This window comes from Hymenobacter humi, from assembly GCF_042665855.1.
In the GTDB taxonomy this organism is placed as follows: Bacteria; Bacteroidota; Bacteroidia; order Cytophagales; family Hymenobacteraceae; genus Hymenobacter; species Hymenobacter humi.
In genome coordinates, this window is the sequence record NZ_JBHTEK010000001.1 from 2,846,680 (window position 1) to 2,865,945 (window position 19,266).

The 19,266-nt window shown below is 62.7% G+C and carries 18 protein-coding genes and 2 pseudogenes; 8 read left to right on the forward strand and 12 right to left on the reverse strand.

Translation table 11 applies throughout. The features are described from left to right. On the forward strand, window positions 1-1,368 hold the full coding sequence (locus tag ACFQT0_RS16025; RefSeq protein ID WP_380204250.1) for a M23 family metallopeptidase: 1,368 nt from the start codon (window positions 1-3) through the stop codon (window positions 1,366-1,368). A 30-nt stretch (window positions 1,369-1,398) separates the two neighbouring features. Here the strand turns inward: ACFQT0_RS16025 and ACFQT0_RS16030 are convergent, their stop codons facing one another. Continuing rightward, window positions 1,399-2,217 carry a TapB family protein gene (locus tag ACFQT0_RS16030; RefSeq protein WP_380204252.1) on the reverse strand — a complete coding sequence of 273 codons (819 nt, stop codon included), beginning with the start codon at window positions 2,215-2,217 and terminating at the stop codon, window positions 1,399-1,401. Between the two features lie 177 nt (window positions 2,218-2,394). On the opposite strand from ACFQT0_RS16030, the gene ACFQT0_RS16035 reads away from it, so the two are divergent. The 4 genes from ACFQT0_RS16035 to ACFQT0_RS16050 are packed head-to-tail and all read left to right on the forward strand — an operon-like array spanning window position 2,395 to window position 3,715. Next, window positions 2,395-2,634, forward strand: coding sequence for a hypothetical protein (locus ACFQT0_RS16035; protein WP_380204254.1), 240 nt, complete (start codon window positions 2,395-2,397; stop codon window positions 2,632-2,634). Beyond that, a complete protein-coding gene (locus tag ACFQT0_RS16040; RefSeq protein WP_380204256.1) occupies window positions 2,627-3,037 on the forward strand; it encodes a hypothetical protein in 411 nt (136 codons plus the stop codon). Before ACFQT0_RS16035 ends, ACFQT0_RS16040 begins: the two co-directional genes overlap by 8 nt. Window positions 3,038-3,062: 25 nt before the next feature. Then, window positions 3,063-3,437, forward strand: coding sequence for a hypothetical protein (locus ACFQT0_RS16045; protein ID WP_380204258.1), 375 nt, complete (start codon window positions 3,063-3,065; stop codon window positions 3,435-3,437). Then, window positions 3,437-3,715: a hypothetical protein gene (locus ACFQT0_RS16050; protein ID WP_380204260.1), complete on the forward strand. Its 279-nt coding sequence runs from the start codon at window positions 3,437-3,439 to the stop codon at window positions 3,713-3,715. Before ACFQT0_RS16045 ends, ACFQT0_RS16050 begins: the two co-directional genes overlap by 1 nt. Before the next feature lie 95 nt (window positions 3,716-3,810). Here the strand turns inward: ACFQT0_RS16050 and ACFQT0_RS16055 are convergent, their stop codons facing one another. Together ACFQT0_RS16055 and ACFQT0_RS16060 are read right to left on the reverse strand one after the other, a co-directional pair. Continuing rightward, a complete protein-coding gene (locus ACFQT0_RS16055) occupies window positions 3,811-5,775 on the reverse strand; it encodes a gliding motility-associated C-terminal domain-containing protein (RefSeq protein ID WP_380204262.1) in 1,965 nt (654 codons plus the stop codon). A gap of 11 nt (window positions 5,776-5,786) precedes the next feature. Further along, window positions 5,787-6,113 carry a hypothetical protein gene (locus tag ACFQT0_RS16060; RefSeq protein ID WP_380204263.1) on the reverse strand — a complete coding sequence of 109 codons (327 nt, stop codon included), beginning with the start codon at window positions 6,111-6,113 and terminating at the stop codon, window positions 5,787-5,789. 209 nt (window positions 6,114-6,322) lie between these two features. Between ACFQT0_RS16060 and ACFQT0_RS16065 the strand changes: the two genes are divergently transcribed. After that, entirely contained in the window at window positions 6,323-8,389 is a 2,067-nt protein-coding gene (locus ACFQT0_RS16065; protein WP_380204265.1) for a M1 family aminopeptidase, read from the forward strand. A gap of 79 nt (window positions 8,390-8,468) precedes the next feature. On the opposite strand, the gene ACFQT0_RS16070 is transcribed toward ACFQT0_RS16065, so the two are convergent. The 4 genes from ACFQT0_RS16070 to ACFQT0_RS16085 all read right to left on the reverse strand — a co-directional run bounded on the left by ACFQT0_RS16070 (window position 8,469) and on the right by ACFQT0_RS16085 (window position 11,226). Further along, entirely contained in the window at window positions 8,469-9,104 is a 636-nt protein-coding gene (locus tag ACFQT0_RS16070) for a hypothetical protein (RefSeq protein ID WP_380204267.1), read from the reverse strand. A gap of 156 nt (window positions 9,105-9,260) precedes the next feature. Beyond that, on the reverse strand, window positions 9,261-9,614 hold the full coding sequence (locus tag ACFQT0_RS16075) for a DUF2147 domain-containing protein (RefSeq protein ID WP_380204269.1): 354 nt from the start codon (window positions 9,612-9,614) through the stop codon (window positions 9,261-9,263). Beyond that, window positions 9,542-9,700: a hypothetical protein gene (locus ACFQT0_RS16080; RefSeq protein ID WP_380206171.1), complete on the reverse strand. Its 159-nt coding sequence runs from the start codon at window positions 9,698-9,700 to the stop codon at window positions 9,542-9,544. Before ACFQT0_RS16080 ends, ACFQT0_RS16075 begins: the two co-directional genes overlap by 73 nt. 626 nt (window positions 9,701-10,326) lie before the next feature. Continuing rightward, window positions 10,327-11,226, reverse strand: a complete 900-nt coding sequence (locus ACFQT0_RS16085; protein ID WP_380204271.1) for a C40 family peptidase — start codon at window positions 11,224-11,226, stop codon at window positions 10,327-10,329. A 287-nt stretch (window positions 11,227-11,513) separates the two neighbouring features. Here ACFQT0_RS16085 and ACFQT0_RS16090 point away from each other — a divergent pair. Beyond that, window positions 11,514-11,902, forward strand: a pseudogene (locus ACFQT0_RS16090) (M61 family metallopeptidase); the annotation flags it as partial. A 108-nt stretch (window positions 11,903-12,010) separates the two neighbouring features. Next, complete coding sequence (locus tag ACFQT0_RS16095; RefSeq protein ID WP_380206041.1) at window positions 12,011-13,177, forward strand: M61 family metallopeptidase; 1,167 nt, start codon at window positions 12,011-12,013, stop codon at window positions 13,175-13,177. Window positions 13,178-13,389: 212 nt separating this feature from the next. Here the strand turns inward: ACFQT0_RS16095 and ACFQT0_RS16100 are convergent. From ACFQT0_RS16100 to ACFQT0_RS16120, 5 genes and pseudogenes are all read right to left on the reverse strand, one after another. Then, window positions 13,390-15,388 (reverse strand): annotated as a pseudogene (locus tag ACFQT0_RS16100) (KUP/HAK/KT family potassium transporter). A gap of 129 nt (window positions 15,389-15,517) precedes the next feature. Next, a complete protein-coding gene (locus ACFQT0_RS16105; protein WP_380204272.1) occupies window positions 15,518-15,994 on the reverse strand; it encodes a hypothetical protein in 477 nt (158 codons plus the stop codon). A 242-nt stretch (window positions 15,995-16,236) separates the two neighbouring features. Next, window positions 16,237-16,923: an FKBP-type peptidyl-prolyl cis-trans isomerase gene (locus ACFQT0_RS16110; protein ID WP_449272070.1), complete on the reverse strand. Its 687-nt coding sequence runs from the start codon at window positions 16,921-16,923 to the stop codon at window positions 16,237-16,239. Window positions 16,924-17,327: 404 nt separating this feature from the next. Beyond that, window positions 17,328-17,924 carry a pseudouridine synthase gene (locus ACFQT0_RS16115; RefSeq protein WP_380206043.1) on the reverse strand — a complete coding sequence of 199 codons (597 nt, stop codon included), beginning with the start codon at window positions 17,922-17,924 and terminating at the stop codon, window positions 17,328-17,330. Between the two features lie 48 nt (window positions 17,925-17,972). Then, a complete protein-coding gene (locus tag ACFQT0_RS16120; protein WP_380204274.1) occupies window positions 17,973-19,256 on the reverse strand; it encodes a M20/M25/M40 family metallo-hydrolase in 1,284 nt (427 codons plus the stop codon). Between the last annotated feature and the right edge of the window lie 10 nt (window positions 19,257-19,266).

Here is a 19,266-nt window from a genome sequence, read left to right on the forward strand (position 1 = left end):
ATGGATAAGAATACTCAGCGGCTGGCGAAACAGCCGCTTTGGGGATGGTTTTGGCCGCTGGTGTGCGGAACGGTGCTGGTACTCAGCGCCTGCAGCAAGCAGCAGAGCCTGCAGGCCATCTTCCAAAAACGACCCCGCACCTGGCCTATGCCCGCCAGGCTCAAGCAGGCGGGCCTCGACCGCCGTCCCGCCGGCCGCGCCTGGCTCGCGGCCGCCGACCAGGCCCTGCGTGATTCGCTGGTCGTAACGCTTCCCTTTGCCGAAACGGGCTATTTCCGCCCCGAGCAGCCCGGAGCGGCGAGCTACTGCTATGCCGTGCGGGCCGGCGAGCAGGTGCACGTTACGCTTTCCCTGGGCGCGGGTGCCGCCGCGCGCGTATTTCTGGATGCCTTTGAGGTAGTGCCTGGGCGCCTGCCCGTGCCGCTGGCCAGTGCCGATACCGTGGCCCTGGACTTCCGGTACCAGGCCGATGCCGATGGGCAGCACTTGCTGCGCGTGCAGCCGGAGCTGCTGGCGGCCGGGCGATACACCTTGCGCGTGGCCCGTGAGCCCAGCCTGAGCATCTTCCCGGTACTGGGCCGGACCGATGCCGCCGTGGGCAGCTTCTGGGGAGCCGCCCGCGACGCCGGCGCCCGCCAGCACGAAGGCATCGACATCATGGCTTCGCGCGGCACCCCGGTGGTGGCCGCAACTGCCGGCTTTATTACCAGGACCGGCGAAACGCCCATTGGCGGCCGCGTGGTGTGGCTAGCCGATGTCGCCAACCGCAACCATATTTACTACGCCCATCTCGACAAGCAGCTGGTGACGCCCGGCCAGCGGGTGCGCGCCGGCGACACGCTGGGCCTAGTGGGCAACACCGGCAATGCCCGCACCACCGTGCCGCACCTGCATTTTGGCATTTACCGCAGCGGCCAGGGCGCCGTCGACCCGTTTCCTTTTGTGCGCCGGCCCGCGGCATTCTCGGCGCTGCCCGCAGGGCCCGACCGCCGGGGCGAATTCGTGCGCCTGCGGGCCGAAGCGCTGCTGCACCAAATGCCGGGAATTGATAAAACGTTGCCGGCCATTGCGCGACTGCCCAGGCAGTTACCGCTACTGGTCGTAGGCCAGCACGGCGCTTCGCTGCGGGTGCAAACGCCTACTGGCCAAGTAGGGTATGTGCCGGCTCAGGCGGTGGTGGGCGCGGTGGGCAAGCCGCTTCGGCGGCTGGTGCTGGCTTCGGCCACCGAGCTGCTGACTTCACCCGCCACGTCGGCGCCGGCCGGTTGGGCGCTAGCGGCCCAAACCGCGGTGGTGGTGTTAGGCCAAACCGAGGGCTTTAGCTTGTTGCGTGGGCCGCAAGGAGAAACTGGTTGGGCCATTATTTAGGCCTCGATTAGTTGAGCCAAGGGTGCAGGGCTAGCGCTTGGTGAGCACCCGGGTTTGCACCAGCTTGCCGCCCTTGTCATAGGTTTCGGTTTTGATGATGCCTACGGCCGGGTCGTAATAATCGACTTCGCGGCCGCTGCTTTTGAGCACGAGGTCGGCCCGGGCGGCGGTCGAAACCTCGCGCTGGCTTTCTACAGCGTAGCAGTTGAACGTGCCCGCCGGCACCGTCACCGACACCGGGCCACCCGCCAGCACCTTGCGCTGGCGCAGGGTGGTTATGACTTTGGCGATGGCCACTGAGGGGCTGCTCACCTGCACGACCACGCCGCCATCGGCGAGGTTGCTGCCGGCCGCCGGCTGGTGGGGCCAGGCCAGTGGCGTGCCTTGGTAAGCCAGGCGGCGGTCGCGGAAAGACTTCAGGCTGCCGTAATTAATGTGCCCCAGGCCATCGGTAAACGTGGTGTCGCGGCGGCAGAAGTAGGTAAGGTCCTGCTGGGCCATCAAGTGGTTGGTGGGGTCGTAGAGGCCGCTTTTGAGCAACACCTTGGTGGTCTGAACAGGGTCGGACTTTTTGGGCGTACTGGTGTCGGTGCTGATTTTGAGCACGCGGTATCGCCACGTACCGGTGGTTTTGCCTTTGCCATCCTGCAGCCGGTACTCCAGATGCTGGCCCTCACGCAGCCCAAACGGATGCGCGCAGTCGGCCGCGATTTTCTCGAAGGTGAGCAGGGAGACGTCTGCGGGCCGGGGCGGGCGCGCCGTATCGGGCGCCGGCTGGGCCCGGCCGGCGCCCACAGTCAGGAGCAGCAGGGCTGCAGTGAGCGCGGCCGGAAGGGGAGAAAGGAGCATGGAGAAATCCGGGAAAAGCTAATCAATGGCAAGGTACACGGCAAAAAAGCCGGAACCATGCCCGGCAACCTCGGCCTTTTCGTTGCGTTAGCAGGCGCAGGGCCGTACTTTGCAGCTGTCCGGGGCGTTTGCGCTTCGCCACCCACACTCGCCATTATAACCTCAACACCCGCTCCCATGCCTGATTCTTCCGCTGCCAACTGGGCCGATACGGCCGCTTCTCTTCTCAACAAGCTCTCGGGCGGCGTGGAACTTAGCTGCGCTTTCGAACAAATGGAGGTGCAGGTGCCCAGCCCCAACGGCTCGGCAGCCACCTGGAAACTGAACGGCACGCTACGCATTCGCACCCGCGGCGAGCAGTCGGCGAGCACTGCCACAGCCCAACTGCCGGCCAGCCCCTCCCAGCAAGGTGCCTAGTACCCTCGAAATCGAGGCCCAGCTGGTCGTGCACTGGAACGGCCACGCCCTGCAGCTTGCCGCCTCCGGCACCTACCTCATCCTCAATATTCCCAGCCAGCAGGTGCTCGACGAGCTCACGGCCGGCCCGCCCAAGCCGCCCGGCACGCCCAAAGTGCCCAAGCCGCCGGGCCCCGACCCCATGCAGCAAATCAACGACCTGGCCCGCGAGCCTGGGCTGGGTGCTCGATTTGCGGGTGGCGGGCAAAACCTACGTCACATTTGGCGTACAGCGCACCCCCAAAATCACCCTGAACGCGGTGCTGGGAAAAATTGGCTCCTTCTTTCGGTAGGCCATCCGGGCTGTGGAGGTTGGCGGTTCAAATCGGTGGGAGCTGCAACTAATTCCCCCGCGATTAGTTGAGTAGGGTACATCCTCTGCCCACCCGATGAACTCCGAACACGAACACAAAAACCAGGTTGGGGCCCGGCGGCGTCCCTCGCCATTCGGCCGCATCGAGCGCATGCCTCCGCTGACGATGGCGCTGTACCTGGCGCTGCTAGGCATCACCGTTATGTTTCTGATGCTGGTGGTGGCGTACGTGAGCGCCCGGCTGCGCAGCGGGGTGCCCACGGGCCTGCACGCGCTGCCGCGCTACTTTTCGCTGAGCACTATCGTGCTGGTGGTGAGCAGCTACACCATTGCGCAGGCGCCCCGCCTCTACGCCCAGGATGACCTGGGCAGCCTCGGGCGCTGCCTTGGGGCCACGTTGGTGCTGGGCTGCATATTTGCGGGCCTGCAGGTGCTGGGCTGGCGCGAGTGATGACGAGCGGAGTGCCGTTTCAGGGTGCCGCCAGCAGCAGCAGCGGCCAGTTTATTTACCTGATTTCGGCCCTGCACGTGGCCCACTTGCTGGGCGGCATGCTGTTTTTGCTGGCCTTGCTGCTGCGCGTCATGCACGCCGACCGCGACGCCGTGCGCACCCTGGTTTTCATTCGCAACCCCTACCATCGGCGCCAACTGGGTTTGCTGGGCACCTATTGGCACTACATCGATATCCTGTGGGTCGTGCTGTTTGCCGTGTTCCTGTTTATGTATTAGGGGAAACCGTACTGAGTTGAGCTAAAGAGGCGCCGCTAAGCATGCTTAGCGGCGCCTCTTTTTGGTTGGGCCAAAGACCGAACCCGGGGCATTGCTTACGGCCTGACTTCCAGCCAGCCCCGATACTTGCGTCCGTCGGTGTACGTGACGTAGTAGTAATAGAGGCCGCCGGTGCCTTGGCCGGGCCAGCGGAAATCCCGGTTTGGCGACTCAAATACCTGCTGGCCCCAGCGCGAGAAGATTTTGATGTTGGTGAACTGCACGTCGCAGAAATTGGGCGGCAGGTCGGGTAACTTAAATTCGTCGTTTAGCCCGTCGCGGTTAGGCGTGATGACGTTGTAGAGCTTCACAGCCAGCGAGTCGGGGCTTTTCACCTGCAGACGCACGCGCTGAAACTGCGGCAGCGGTGTGCACGTGGCGTCGATGAGCCGAAAGGTCACCACCAGGCTGCGGTGCAGGTTGGCGGCCAGGCAGCTCACGTCCCAGGTGAAGGTACCGTTGGCCACGCCCGAGCCATTCCGGGTGTCGAACCGCATGCCGGCCGTGGTTAAATCAAAGCCTTCTTTGCCGTCTTCGGTAGTGCCGGTGGCCGTGAGCATGAGGCCGTCGCGGTCCGGGTCGGTGCCGGTGAACGTGGCCGTGAACACGCGGCCCAGCGGCAGCTCCACCACCGGAATGGCCTCGCCGGGCCTGGGCGGTGGTAAGTCAGAAAGCAGGGCCGGGGCCCGGTTGGCGTATTGGATAATGACGGGCACCGACACCGTGACTGCCTCCCGGGTGCTGCACGGCGAGGTGGCCGCCGTAAATTCGAAGGTGCGCACCGAGTCGCTGCTTACGGACCGGCAATCGACGCGCCACGTGAAGCGGCCGCGCTGCTGGTTGCCCACGGTGCCCTGCGAGAGCGTGGCCCCGAGGTCGGCGGGGCTGAATCCCTTGCCCGCCATCTCGAGGCGCACGGGGTCGTCGAGGTCGGCGCCGTTCACTTCGAAGCTCACCAGGTCTCCTACACGCACGCGCAGGGGCAGGGCCGGGCCCGCCGTGGTGGCAATGGTGGGCGCGGAGTTGGGCGGCGGCACCGCCACAAAGGCCACCCGAACTGTGTCGCGCTTGGGGAGGCTGCAGCCGTCGTCGCCCACCACCACGTCCAGCAGAAACACCCGGCCCGCCGTGTTCATGCATTCCGGAAAGCACAGCGTGGCCGTGAGCGTATCGGGCGCCCCGGCCATGCGCACCGCGCCCGAGGAGGCCGTTGTGAAATTGGGCATTACCCCCGAAAAATTGACCGGGCTAAGTGACAGCGTAAGGCGCGAGTTGGGGTCGGGGTCGGTGAAGCGCAGGCGCACGCAATGGTTCGTGCCCGGGGCCAGCCGCAGGGTGTCGCGCCCGGGCCGGTAGCGTACGTTGCCAGTAGGAGCGGGCAGCACCGCCAGATTGGGCTTGGTGTTGGTGGGGCAGGTGAGGACCATGAGCTGAAAATCGCGGCGGGCTTCCCCGATTTTCTCGCCCTTGCGGTACTCCGAGCAGCGCACCCCAAACACGAACAGGCCCTGGCTGGTGGGCCGCACCGTGAGGCGCCCCGTGGCCCGGGCTATGCTCAACGTAGGCGCGCCCGGTATCTGGTTGAGCGTGCTAAGCGGAGGCGGCGCGGGCGCTCCCGGGGTAGCGGGGGCCGGTGGCAGCCACGTGATGGGCGGGTACGGGCCCGGGTCAGCGGCGGTGGGCTTGGGCTCGTTGGAATCGGAATGCCCGTTGAGCGGGGTCACCAGGTCGTACACCAGGGAGTCGCCGTCGGCGTCCTGGCCCCCGAAGTCGTAGTAAAACAGCTCGTTGATGCACGCATAGTCGGCCAGCGGCGGGGCAATGCGCGGGGTGGAGTCAACAAAGGGCTGGCCGCGCCGCACCACGGCCGGAAACTCCAGGTAAAAGGTTTGGGCCGCCGAGTTGGGCGACACAATGTTGCTGATGGAGCTGTTGCGGCAGCAGCGCTCCACGGCCACGTAGTAGCCCTGGGGGCTGTCGTAGGTGTTGGCCGCCAGAGTAATGGTCTTGCTGTACAGCATCTTCCGAGTGCTCAGCGTGGGCTTGGTGCAGGCCGGGTTGGTGTAGTTGACAAACGTGTTGCTGACCAGGGCAGCAGCACGTTGGCCATGCGCTTGTTGGTGGCTTTCTCAAAGATGCTCGCCGTGAGCTGCCCGTCCAGGGCGGTGGCGCTGCCATTCACGGCGTCGAAATACAGGTTGAGCTGCAGGGTATAGGCGTCGCCGGTGGTGTGCACCAGCTCCATCTCGCCGCCCACGATGTGCGTTGCCCGGGCCGTACCCGCCATTGCCAGCCAGCAGCACAGCAGCAGAAAAGCAAACCGCGCCGGGCTACCGGGCCGGAAAAGGCAAAAGGGCATTGGATACCGAAATAAGCGTACTAATTCTGGAATAAGGCGAAATATACGGATGTTAAAGTCAACTTCTGGCCGGCGGCGAGTGTTCCGAAGCACGACCATAATGCGGGATGTCGGCCTTCTATTGGGGCGCTTAAGCCTACCTTCGAAGGCCCGTGGCCTGGCTTCTTAACTTGGCCGGAAATTGAATTGTTGTGAACGTACTTTTCCCGATGCGCCCCTATTTCTACGCTTTATTATTCACGGTGCTGCTGGCGGCCCCACAGCAGGCGGCTCAGGTCACGAAGCCGGCCGCGGGCCGCGCCATGAGCCAGGTTGAGCTAAATGCCGGCCTGCTCTGTGCTGAGGCCCGGGTGCAATCGGCCTTGCAGTCCCCAACGGCATCGGTGCCGCACCGCCGCAAAATGGACCGGTACGACGTGAAGTACTACAAGCTGGACCTGGCCCTCGAAAACAACTCGCTGAACGTGGCCGGCTCGGTGTGGATGCGCATCCGGGTGGGCGCCCAGGCCCTCGACTCCCTGGCTTTTGAACTCTACCAGGCGCCGGCCGGCTCGCCGGCGGGTACGGCCACGCTGCTCATCGACTCGGTGGTGGTCAACGGCCGGAGGTCGCCCGGCATCCGGCGCGCCGGGCCCGATGCCACGGCCAAGCTGGCTCAACTTGCCCCGGCCAATACCCTGGCCGATGCCCGCATCTACTACCACGGTACCGCGCCGAGCGGCAACTCCGCCGCCATTGGCAACGGGCTGAGCACCCGCAGCTCGGTGCACCTCGACACCTACAGCGGGGCGCCCACCTTTCCCTACAGCGTGACATGGTCGCTCTCGGAGCCTTTTTCGGCGCACGAGTGGTTCCCATGCAAGCAGGTGCTCACCGACAAAGCCGACTCCACCGACGTGTGGGTGACCACCACGTTGCCCAACAAGGTCGGCTCCAACGGCGTGCTGGTACGCACCGTGCCGCTGCCCGGCAACAAGGCCCGCTACGAGTGGAAATCCCGCCACCCCATTGATTATTACCTGATTTCGGTGTCGGTGGCGCCTTACGTGGAGTACGTCAATTACGCCAACCCCACGGGCGGCCCGCGCATTGCCGTGGTCAACTACGTGTACAACCAAAGCTACCTCGACTACTGGAAAAGCAAGATTGACCTCACGCCCGGCTTCATCGAAAACTACTCGGCGCTGGCCGGACTCTATCCTTTTGCCGACGAAAAGTACGGCCACGCTTCCGCGCCCATCTTCGGCGGCATGGAGCACCAGACTATGACCACGCAGGACGGCTTCAGCTTCACGCTCACGGCCCACGAGCTGTTCCATCAGTGGTTTGGCGACAACGTGACCTGCGCCAGGCGGGCTGATATCTGGCTCAACGAAGGCTTTGCCTCCTATGGCGAGTACCTCTCGCTGCAGGCCTTTGACCCCGCCAACGCCCGGCCCTGGATGAACAGCGCGCACAACTCGGCCCTGGCCAGCTCGGGCAGCGTGTACGCGGACGATACCACCAGCGTGGGCCGCATCTTCGACTCCCGGCTGAGCTATAAAAAAGGGGCCGGCGTCATTCACATGCTGCGCTACCTGCTCAACGACGACGCCAAGTTTTTCCGGGCCCTGCGCACGTACCAAACCCAGTTTCGCGGCTCCACGGCCCGCACCGCCGATTTGCAGCGCGTGTTTGAGGCCGAAGCGGGCCGGCCGTTGGGCTATTTCTTTCAGCAATGGTATAAGGGCAAGGGCTACCCGACCTTTAATGTGCGCTGGAACCAGTTTGACACAACCTTTTTGCTGCGGGTGACCGAAACGACCTCGGTGCCGGCCGTTACCCCGTTTTTTGAAACGGACGTCGATTATCTGCTCAAATTCACCGACGGCACCACCAAAACCGTGCGGCTGCGCCAAGGCCAGCCGGTGGAAGACTACCAATTCCCGGTGAACGGAACCGTGGCCGGCGTGGAAGTAGACCCCGACCAGTGGATACTCAACTTTGGCGGCGCCACTTTCAACCGGGACAACACTTTGCAGCTTCCCAAGGCGGATGAGTTACCCTTCACGTTCTTTCCCAACCCGGCCCGCGAGCAGCTCCAGGCGGCCAACCTGCCCGCCGGGAGTGCCACGGCTCAAGTGCTCGACGTGCTGGGCCGCGTGGTGCTGCGCCAGCCCGTGCAGGCGTCTCAGCCACAGCTCAATACCAGCCGGTTGGCCTCGGGGCTTTACCACCTGCGGGTGTTCGGCGCCAGTGGTGAGGTTTTGGGCCAGGGCCGGTTTATCCGGGAGTAAACGCCCGTTTGCATTCAACAAAAAAGCCGTTCCTGCTAGGGGACGGCTTTTTTGATGGGTAAGCAGCAACGAGGCGACTCTAAAATACATCGTGGTATTCGCTTATCCGGGCCTGCACGGCGGCATCGGCCGGCGGGGCCTCCAGCAGCGCTTTCAACAATTCATCAAAGCTGTGCGCCGGCGTAAAGCCGGGCTCGAGCAGGGGGTTGCTGGTGATGCGAATGAACAGCGGCTGCAGGTTCATGGCCACCAAGTCGATGGTAACCAAGCCGAAGCGTTGGTTGCAGTGCCCGGTGTGGGGGCAGTCGGTGGGGTTGGGCTTGAAGAGCTGCTTGAGCGCGGTTTCGGTGTGGTGGTCGTGGCGCTTGGTGCACTGGTCGGCGCAGGCGCGGTGGTAGCCCAGGCCCAGCAGCCGCTCGCCCAGGTGCTCATAGAAATGCCGGAAGTTGCCGGGCCCGATGCTGGGGTCGAACAGGAGCAGGGCGCCCTGGCGGCCACTTTCCTGCATCAACTGCACCTGAAAGCCCCGCGTGCCCGCCGCCCCGCCTTTGCGCAGGTGGTAGGCCTTGAAGTAGGGGCCCAGCCAGTTGAGAAACACCTGCTGCTCCACCCAGCGCGCGTGCCGCTGCGCCTGCGCCGGCGTGAGGGCCACCGCGTGCCACTGGGCCGGTGCACCCGCCTGGGGGCGAAACAGTTTTTGTAGGAAATTGAGCAAAACGTGGACGGTTATTCGATTCAGAACAGGGGCTTGGGTAAATAGTTTCTGGCTCGCAAGGGGAGAGGCGGCCATTTTTCTGCCGGCTACAAACAAAGACCGGCTCCCGATGGGGAGCCGGCCTGGGCAAATGGTACCGGTCAACCGGGGCGGCGTTTACTTTACGCGGGTCCAGCTCTGGGACTTGCCAATGAGCGAAAAGCCGATGTAGCCTTTCACCTCCATGGTATTGGCGCTCTCCATTTTCATGTAGCAGGAGTAGGTCTTGCCGCTTTCGGGGTCGTAGATTTTGCCATCGTCCCACTTGTTGTCGTCGTCGTACTTAAAGCCCTGCATAAACACGAGGCCCAGGCGGGGGCGGTTGCGGAGCTTCGGGTCGGGGTTTTGCGAGTCGGTCTTGGGCTTGCCGGTGGCGGGGTCGTTTGGAACGGTGAGGCTCACAATTTTGCCGCAGAGGTTGTTGCCGCAGCGGTAAATTTCAAACGTGGCTTTTTCTCCGCGTTGGTCCAAATCCCAAGCGGAGACATGGTTTGGGCGGAAGCCATACCGGCTACGCCCAGCACGAGGGCAACTAGCAAGAGCAGGGTTTTTTTCATTTCTTAAAGAGCAAGGGGTTTGATTGGAAGGAAAAGGTAAGGGAAAATTTTCGGAGCGTGCACCGCAAACGTTTGATGGCATATAGGCAAGTTTACGGCCAAGTTCTAGCTGGCCCTCTAAACCTTAGCGGAAATTTCAAATTAGGCGAAAAGAATATAGCTGTAAATCAGCCATAAAGGCATAATGGGGGCCGGTTTGCCGGAAATTATGGCCCTGGATTTTGAACCTTACTTCCGGCTATTAACTTTACCGTCCAGTAGTGAGTGCTACGGCCTCATTCAAGCAGCCCTAAGGTGCTGGGCCGCGCGAATGAGTGTTATGTCGAACGTAAAGAAAGGAGGTACAAAATGTCTAGTAGTCCCAAACAAATCCTGCCAAGCCTGTCGAATGTCGTACGCTTCACCGCAGTACGCGCCTAACAACAGCTTCGTGGGGTAGCTCCTAAGGCTGCCCACATTCGGCCAGGTCTTACGCTTAGGACGCCGGAACTGTACCCCAGTTTCGCCGCTTGGTAAGATTTGAAGGATTAGATGCCCGGTTTGCCCAGCCGCCCTTTAGTGGGCCGGCAGAGGCAGGCCGGGCATCGCTTCGTTACAGGGCGTTTGTGCTGGCGCTTTGGGCTGAATTACTTGCGCGTTGTTGTGCTGCGGGTGGTTTTGGCAGGAGCCCTTTTGGCGGGCGTCTTGCGCCTTGCCACCGGCTTTTTGGCCACCGCTTTTTTGGCCACGGGTTTCTTCTTGGCTGCCACCGCGGGGCTTTTCTTCACCGAAGATTTAGCCACTTTCTTCACGGGCAAGGTGGTGGGTCGGGTGGGGGCCGGCGCGGCTACGGGTTCCACGGGCACTGTGCGGGCCGGCAAGGCCGCAATGGCAGCCGCGCTACGAGGAGCCGCCCCCGGCCGGACGCCGGGCCGGGCCGCGGGCATGGCGCCGGGACCCAGCACGCGCCGCACCTGCATAAAGCGCCGCTCGTAGTCGGTGCCCTCCACCTGGCTCACTTTTACGCCCGACTCGCGCCGGGCTGAGGAGGAGTGCACAAACCGCAGCGGGACCTCGCCGCGCTCGGTTATCACAATGCCCGCGTGCCCTGGCGTTGTGCTGGTGGGCGAAGTGCCGGTAAACACCACGATGTCGCCCCGCTGGGCTGCGGCGCGTTCCACGGGCTGGCCCACGTTGATGAGCAGGGCCGTGGAATGCGGCACATCCACCCCGAACCGGGCAAAGGTGTACATAATAAAGCCCGAGCAGTCGAACCCAGTGAGGGGAGAAGTGCCCGCGTACACGTAGGGCGTGCCCCGCTGCGCCAGCCCGAACGCCACAACGCTGTCGGCGCGGGCAGCCAGGGGAGCATTTGCCCCCTCGCGCAGCGCCGTGAACGAGGACGAAACCCCTTCAGCCGCCAGGGCTGCGGGCTTGCTCCTGGCCCACATGGCGCGCTTGGCGGGAGGCGCCGACCGATTGAGCCGCGGCAGCACAAGGGCCATGGCCACCAATAATCCCACAAATACCATCCACACGTAACGCATAATACAATTCAGAGCAAAGTTGGCGCCAAGAGCAGGCGCCACGATAGTTCCTAACGGCCCAGCTATCTGCTAGGTTGGAGGCAGCCCGCTGGGCTTACTTTGTGCCCTTGGTTCATCTTATAACATTGCAAATGCTCAGAAATTCAAAAATGCACCTTTGCCAAACGGCGCTGGCCCTTTTGCTGGCGGGCGGGCTCACGGCCCAGGCCCGCCCGGCGGCCGTGGTGCCCACGCTGCGCTATACCCTGGCCATGCCCGCCCCCCAGACCCACTACTTCGAAGTGAAGATGGAGTTGGGCGGCTTTCCGGCCGACTATACCGACGTGAAAATGCCCGTGTGGGCCCCGGGCTCTTACCTGGTGCGCGAGTATTCGAAGAACGTGGAGGGCTTCCAGGCCCGCACGGCCAGCGGCCAGGCCCTGGCGGTGGAGAAGCTCAACAAAAACACCTGGCGGGTGCGCCACCCCAAGCAGGCCAACTTCCAGGTGAGCTACCGCGTGTACGCCTTCGAGCGACGGTGCGCACCTCGTTTATTGACGCCGACCACGGCTACCTCAACGGCACCAGCGTGTTCATGTACCCGGCCGATAACAAGATGCTGGGCAGCACCGTGGTGGTGCAGCCAGCCGCGGGCTGGTCGCAGGTGAGCACCGCGCTGAAGCCCGGGACGGGCAAGTTCACCTACAAGTCGGCCAGCTACGACGAACTGGCCGACTCGCCCATTGAAATCGGCAACCAGAAGGTGCTCGAATTCACGGCTAATGGCACGCCCCACCAGGTGGCCATGTACGGCACCTACCAGGCCGACGAGGCCAAGCTGGTGGCCGACCTGAAGAAAGTGTGCGAGGAAGCCCACCGCGTGGTGGGGCAAAACCCGCTCGACCGCTACCTCTTCATCGTGCACAACCTGGAGCGCGGCGGCGGCGGCCTGGAGCACCTCAACTCCACCACCCTGGAAGTGGGGCGCACAACCTACAACACCGAGGCCGGCTACAAGTCCTTCCTGAACCTGGCTGCGCACGAGTACTTCCACCTCTGGAACGTGAAGCGCATTCGCCCGGTGGCACTGGGGCCTTTCAACTACGACCAGGAAAACTACACGCATATGCTGTGGGTAAGCGAAGGCATTACGTCCTACTACGCTGCGCTAATCAACGAGCGGGCCGGCTACAGCTCGCGCGACGAATACCTGAACAAGCTCGGCGAGAGCATTGCCGGCGTGGAGAATACTCCTGGCAACAAGGTGCAGTCGGCCGCCGAGTCCAGCTTTGACGCCTGGATTAAGCAATACCGCCCCAACGAAAATTCGCGCAACTCCCAGATAGATTATTACAGCAAAGGCGAGGTAATTGGCGCGGTACTGGACCTGAACATTGCCGAAGCCACCAAGGGCGAGAAGCACCTCGACGACGTGTTCCGCCTGCTCTACGACACCTACTACAAGAAGGCGGGCCGGGGCTTTACCGACAAGGAGTTCCAGGACGCCGTGGCCACGGTGGCCGGCCGCCGCTACGATGAGTTCTTCCAGAACAGTGTGTACGGCACCAAAACGCTGGACTACGCCACGGCCCTGGGCTACGCCGGCCTGGCCCTGAACGTGTCGCCGCTGAACCCGAACGGGACCCTGGGCGCGGCGTTCTCGAACCGCACCGGCCGCCTGCTGGTCGCGGCCGTGAAGCGCGACGGCGCTGCCTGGACCGGGGGCCTGAACGTGAACGACGAGGTACTGCTCATCAACGGCGCTGCTCCCGGCGACGAGACGATGAAGCAGCTCGTCAACAGCCCCGTGGGTACGGAGATTAAGCTGCAGGTTCGCCGCGACGGTCTGCCCCGCGAAATCACGCTCAAGACCATCGCCGATACCGACCGCAAATACCAGATTCAGCCCGTGGCCAGCCCAACTGCTGCCCAGCAGCGCGTGCTGGCTCGCTGGCTCGGCCCAACGAAGTAGGCTAATGGCCTGCCACAAAAAAGCCCCGTGCTGGTAGCACGGGGCTTTTTTGTTTTTGAACCTACCATCTGTCATGCTGACGAAGGAAGCATCTTATCACGGCTGCTTTCGTCAGTGCCACTTATTTCCCCGAGCGCCGCGAACGTGATAAGATGCTTCGCAGGCTCAGCATGACAGACGGTTTTATTGGCGGAGAATAACCTGCTATTGGATTACCGAATACGCTTCAAAGCCACCTCCGCTACCGGCGCGATTACCATGGGTACTTTTTCCACCTTCACCGAAGACGTATCCAGGCCGAAGTACTGATCTTCGGATGCAATGAACTGCTTGATGTAGAAGTAGGCCTGCATCACGAGCTTCTCCATGGTCGGGAAGTCGTTTTCGACGCTGAGGAACTTCTCCAGCACCACAAAGCGGAAGTCGCCGGTAACGTGCTGCTTGCTAAGCGACTCATAGCGCGAGGTGATGTCCACTTCCTTGTTGCGCACCAGGTCCTCAATCACCTTGCGGAAGTAGAGGTTGATGCGCTGCTGCACCCGGAAGCCCAGCCGGAAATTGATGCGGAACACGTCGTCGGACGCTACTTCCGTCACCTTGTATTCCATGGTGTAGGGCTGGTCGGTGGTCTCGACGTGGATAAACCAGTAGATATCAGCCCGCTTGGGGCGCTTCTGGAAGATGGAATAGATGATTTTCTGCTCAATCTCAGAGCTGCGCTCAGCCGAGGTCAGGAACACGAGGTGGGTGGCGTATTTCGGAATGGATTCGTCGTCGCTGAGCTGCTTCAGGGCGTCCACGTAAGGCTCCAGGCGCACAAATTCGGTGAGGCGGCGCTTGATGTAAAACGCCTTGAGCCAGACGTACATCACGCCCACCAGCGTGCCCCCAATGGCCAGCGACACCCAGCCGCCGTGCGGAAACTTGCGCATGTTGGCGATGAGAAACGCGCCTTCGATGAGGCCGTAGAGCGTGGCGAAGGCAATGACCAGCGGCAGGGCCACCTTCTTGGACCGCAGCCACACCGTGAGCAGAATGGTGGTCATCAGCATGGTGAGCGTGATGGCCAGGCCGTAGGCTGCTTCCATATTGGTAGACTCCCGGAAGTACAGCACCACCCCGATGCAGCCCAGGAGCAGCAGCCGGTTCATGCTGGGCACGTAGAGCTGGCCCTTCACGTCGGTGGGGTAGTTGAGCTTCACCTTGGGCCACATGTTGAGCCGGATGGCCTCGGCCACCAGCGTAAACGAGCCCGTGATGAGGGCCTGCGAGGCAATAATGGCCGCGATGGTCGCAATGCCAATGCCGATAAGCAGAAACCACTGCGGCATCAGGGCAAAGAAGGGGTTCTGGCCGTCGAGCTTCTCGCCCTCGTGCAGCAGCAGCCACGCGCCCTGGCCCAGGTAGTTGAGCAGCAGGGTGCTCTTCACAAAAGTCCAGCTGATGCGGATGTTGCCCTTGCCGCAGTGGCCCAGGTCCGAATACAAGGCCTCGGCCCCCGTGGTACAGAGAAACACCGAGCCCAACAGCCAGAACCCGCCCGGGTAGCGCACCAGCAAATCGTAGGCGTAGTAGGGGTTAAAGGCTTTCAGGATAACGGGGTTCTTAAAAACCCAGGTGATGCCCAGCACCCCCAGCATGCTGAACCACACCAGCATAATCGGCCCGAAGGCCTTGCCCACGATTTGAGTGCCAAAGCTTTGCAGAAAGAACAGGGCCGCGATGATGCCAATCACGATGTACACCACCATGTCCTGCGTGAGGCTGGGGTACACCGCTTTGAGCCCCTCGATGGCCGAGGACACCGAAATGGGCGGCGTAATCACGCCATCGGCCAGCAGGGCCGCCCCCGATAATGGCCACTGCCGACAGCCAGGCGCCGCGGCGGCGCACCAGCGCGTAGAGCGAGAAAATGCCGCCCTCGCCGTTGTTGTCCGCGTTCAGCGTGAGCAGCACGTACTTGATGGTGGTCTGGAGCGTGAGCGTCCAAATCACGCAGGAGATGCCGCCCAGCACCAGGTGCGAGTCAATCAAATCGGGGACGGTGGCACTCTTGATGATGGATGACATCACGTAGAGCGGCGAGGTCCCGATGTCGCCGTAAATAATGCCAAGGGCAATCAGCAGGCCCGCGCTGGAGATGGCAGTGTGGGAATGCTTCGAGTCCGTGCTCACATCGGCAATGGCCGTGTGCGAAGTTTTAGAGGCCATAGTAGGGGTATAGCAATAATCTGCCGTGAGTGGGGTACTGGATTTCGGCGGGCGAAGGTAACAGCCACGGAGCCGGCAACGGCTGGTGACCGCAGCTCCGGAGAGTGTGGCTGGTTATTGGGCCGGGAGTTATCCGGAGGAATTATCGAAGTTCCCGGCCTCCTGAGCGGCCTGGGCAGCTTGGCGGGTGGCTTCGTCGGCGGCGGCCAGCACGGCGGCGGCTTCGCGGGCGGCGTGGTCGTGAACCCGGAAGATGCGGCGGTTTATCTCGGCGGTCAGGCGCTGCCAGGGCGGGGTTTCGCCGGGCAGGGCAAAGTTGAGCATCTCGCGGCCCAGCCGGTGCAGGCGCAGGCGGTTGGTGCCGCGGTGGCCGTAGGCCAGCAGCAGCGCCGTGAGGGCCATGCCAGTCATGGCGGGGCCGGTGCGCAGCCAGTTTTGCAGGAAGGCAATCATAACCGCAGCCAAACCCAGGCCGCCCAACAGGTACCAAAGTATCCAGCGCACGGGCGTGAGCTCGGCGCGCTCCAGCTCAAGCAGCAAAAACGACTGCCCGCGCACGGTGAGGGTGGAATCGGAGAGTTCCACGCGGCCGTCGTCGCTGCGCACGGTGGGCAAGGTCGGCAGCGGCTCAGGAAATGGGGTGGGCTCCGGGTAGCCTCCGCTGAGGGGTGTACTCAGCAAAGCGGCCCCGGAAGAATATTCCGGGGCCACGGGCAAAGATGGTTCAGCGGGGGCTGGGCTTCGAGGTCTTTCATGGGCTCAGAAACAGCCAGGGTGCTGCTGGGGCGGGCCCAGGTGGGCGCCGCGGTGCGCGTGGCGGCGGAAGCTGCTCCCGCCACCACGGCCCCTCAGTTATTTACTTTAATCAGCTCCACGTCGAAGATGAGGGCGGTGTCGCCGGGAATGTCGCGGCCCGCGCCCCGCTTGCCATAGGCCAGGTCCGAGGGGATGTAGAGGCGGTACTTCGAGCCTTCGGGCATGAGCTGCAGGGCTTCTGTCCAGCCGGCAATTACGCCGTTGACGGGGAAGGTGGCGGGCTGGCCGCGCTGGTAGCTGCTGTCGAATACGGTGCCGTTGATGAGGGTGCCGTGGTAGTGCGTCGTCACCGACGACTTCAGGCTGGGCTTCGGGCCGGTGCCCTGGGTCAGCACTTCGTACTGCAGGCCGCTGGGCAGGGTGGTGATGCCCGGCTTCTTGGCGTTTTCGGCGAGGAAGGCTTCGCCTTCGGCTTTGTTGTTGTTCACGGTGTTGGGGTTTTGGTTGTCGTCTTCGTCTTCGGCGCCGCCCATCTGCTCCTGCAGCTGCTGCATGGCGGCCTGCATTTGCTCCTGGGTCAGGCGGCTGGGGAGGCCCTGCAGGCCTTCCTTCAGGGCGCCGGCCAGGGTGTCTACGTCCAGGTCGAGGCCCTGCTGGGCAAAGTTGCGGGCCAGGTCGCGGCCAATGATGTAGCTCACCTGAGCTTGGTGGGAATCGAGGTTCATGTGCAGGGTAGGAGTAAGTTGAGCTGCGGGCGCGACTGGCACTGCGCCGCCCACAGCCGGTGAAAGAATAGGTGAATGGGTTACGCCGTTGCGGGGGCAAAGTTCCAAAAGCCGCGCCGAACCGCTGCGGCCGGCCGTTATGGCCGGGTTCTTAACAAAAAAGCCCGGCCAATGGGCCGGGCTTTTTACAAGTTTATAGGCAACTAACAGTGGATACCGATAAAATAGCGTTTAGCAATAGTGGTGGTGGTCGTCGTCGCCGGCAAAGTCGAAAGTCAGGTCGAGGTCGGCCAGTTTGGCAGCCAGATAGCTTACGCCCCCAGCAACAGCAGCGAGGAAACGGATAGGGCGGTGTTCTTTTTCATAATCAATAAGTGAAATAGCCTAGTGGTAATTCCGGTGCAAAGATACGAAAGTTGAGCTAAAATTGTTATGCATGCAGCCTATTTAACATATCCTTAACCTTCGAAACCGGCCACCTCCATCACCTCGCCCACCTGCAGGGCGCCCAGGTGCAGGCTGCCCACGCGCACCCGTACCAGCCGCAGCGTGGGAAAGCCCACGGCCGCCGTCATCTTGCGCACCTGCCGGAATTTGCCTTCCGTGAGCGTGATGGACACCCAACTGGTGGGCCCGTGTCGGTCGTCGCGGATTTTCTTGGAGCGGGGCGCGAAGCCCGGCGCCGGGTCCAGCCGGAAGGCGCGGCAAGGGCTGGTTTGGTACTTCTCGTTGTGAATGCCGATTTCCACGCCGGCCTGCATCCGGGCCAGGGCCTCGTCGTCAATCAGCCCATCGACCTGGGCGTAATATTCTTTCTCGATTTTCCGGCTGCGAATGTGCTCGCTCACCTTGCCGTCGGTGGTGAGCAGGAGCAGGCCTTCGCTGTCTGCGTCGAGCCGGCCGATGGACATGGTGCCCGCCGGGAAGTCATAAAACTGTCCCAGCATGGTCTTTTTAGCCTCGCCCGAAAACTGGGTGACGAACTGGCTAAGGCAACCGTAGGGCTTGTGGATGAGGAAGTGGCGGTGGGGTGCTGGGTCCACGTTGGGCAACATTGTCACGGGATTTATAAGTTAGCTCAAGTGGGGCAAAACGTGGCTCAACTACCGGGTGAGGCGGTAAATCATGAGTGCGGCGCGCTCTACTAGCTTCGGAAATTCCTTGAGGTTGATGGTTTCGCCGGACGCGTGGGCGCCCTTGCCCGACACGCCCAGGCCGTCGAGGCAGTCGACGTACTGGGCGATGTAGGAAATGTCGCCGCCCCCGCGCGAGCCCGGGTCGCCGGCCGCAACGGGGCCGTAGCCCAGGTCGCGGCTGGTTTGGTCGGCCAGGGCGGCCAGCTTCTGGTTGCCGGGGGTGGGCGCCATGCCGGGCAGGCCGTCCGAGAAGGTGATTTCGGCTTTGGTGTTCGTCAGGTTCTGCGCCACGATGGCGCGCATTTTATCGCGGGCGGCCTCTTTCTGGGTTTCAGTCAGAAAGCGCAAATCGCCGGTAACCGAGGCGGTGGGCGCGATGATGTTGGTCTTGCCCACTACCTCGCCCCGCGCTTTGGCTTCGTCGTAATTCACTTCCGAGCCGCCCACCATCAGGCCGGGGTTGAAGGTGAGGTATTGCTCCTGGCTCAGCGTTTCGCGGAACGAATTGAGGATGCGGGCGGCTTCGTAGATGGCGCCGTAACCCACCGCCGGCTTGAAAATGCCCGAGGAATGGGCCGCCGCGCCGAAGGTTTTGAGCTGCCAGGTGCTGGAGCCGCGCCGGGCGGTAGCCACCGTGTGCAGGTTGGTGGCGGTTTCGAAGCCGAGGGCCACGTCGGCTTGCTTGGCCCGGGCAATGAAGTCGGCGCGGGCTTCGGGGCCTTTGCCGCCGCGCTCTTCGTCGCCGGTGAAGTAAGCCGTGATGCCGGCATTCCTGAGCAGGCCGTTGGCTTGCAGGGCCTGCAGGGCCGCCAGTATCACCACGTCGCCGCCTCTCATGTCGTTTACGCCCTGGCCCGTGGCGGTCGAGTCGTTGAGCCGGGTGTACTTGGTGAAAGGCATGTCCAGCTCAAACACCGTGTCGAGGTGCCCAATCAGAAACAGTTTCTTGCCTTTTTTGCCCTTGTGCTGGGCCACCAGGTGGCCGGCGCGCTGCATGGTTTCGGGCATGGCCACCCACTCGGTTTTGAAGCCCAGTGCGTCAAACTCTTTCTGGAGCACCGTGCCTACTTCACGCACACCTTTCACGTTGAGCGTGCCGCTGTTGATGTTGACCAGCTGTTCCAGCAGCTTCTCCGACTGGGGCATGTTCTGCTGCACCGAAGCCACGATTTTGCGCTCGGTGGAAGTAAGCTTTTGCGCCGAGGCGGCGTAGGAGCAGAAGATGGCGGAGGCGAGGAGAAGTTTTTTCACGGAATAACTA

What these genes read in the sequence shown, in the direction of transcription:
- ACFQT0_RS16025 (WP_380204250.1), top strand. Translation starts at nt 1, where the DNA reads ATGGATAAGAATACTCAGCGGCTGGCGAAACAGCCGCTTTGGGGATGG.
- ACFQT0_RS16030 (WP_380204252.1), bottom strand. Translation starts at nt 2,217, where the DNA reads ATGCTCCTTTCTCCCCTTCCGGCCGCGCTCACTGCAGCCCTGCTGCTC.
- ACFQT0_RS16035 (WP_380204254.1), top strand. Translation starts at nt 2,395, where the DNA reads ATGCCTGATTCTTCCGCTGCCAACTGGGCCGATACGGCCGCTTCTCTT.
- ACFQT0_RS16045 (WP_380204258.1), top strand. Translation starts at nt 3,063, where the DNA reads ATGAACTCCGAACACGAACACAAAAACCAGGTTGGGGCCCGGCGGCGT.
- ACFQT0_RS16050 (WP_380204260.1), top strand. Translation starts at nt 3,437, where the DNA reads ATGACGAGCGGAGTGCCGTTTCAGGGTGCCGCCAGCAGCAGCAGCGGC.
- ACFQT0_RS16055 (WP_380204262.1), bottom strand. Translation starts at nt 5,775, where the DNA reads ATGCTGTACAGCAAGACCATTACTCTGGCGGCCAACACCTACGACAGC.
- ACFQT0_RS16060 (WP_380204263.1), bottom strand. Translation starts at nt 6,113, where the DNA reads ATGCCCTTTTGCCTTTTCCGGCCCGGTAGCCCGGCGCGGTTTGCTTTT.
- ACFQT0_RS16065 (WP_380204265.1), top strand. Translation starts at nt 6,323, where the DNA reads ATGCGCCCCTATTTCTACGCTTTATTATTCACGGTGCTGCTGGCGGCC.
- ACFQT0_RS16080 (WP_380206171.1), bottom strand. Translation starts at nt 9,700, where the DNA reads ATGAAAAAAACCCTGCTCTTGCTAGTTGCCCTCGTGCTGGGCGTAGCC.
- ACFQT0_RS16085 (WP_380204271.1), bottom strand. Translation starts at nt 11,226, where the DNA reads ATGCGTTACGTGTGGATGGTATTTGTGGGATTATTGGTGGCCATGGCC.
- ACFQT0_RS16095 (WP_380206041.1), top strand. Translation starts at nt 12,011, where the DNA reads ATGTACGGCACCTACCAGGCCGACGAGGCCAAGCTGGTGGCCGACCTG.
- ACFQT0_RS16115 (WP_380206043.1), bottom strand. Translation starts at nt 17,924, where the DNA reads ATGTTGCCCAACGTGGACCCAGCACCCCACCGCCACTTCCTCATCCAC.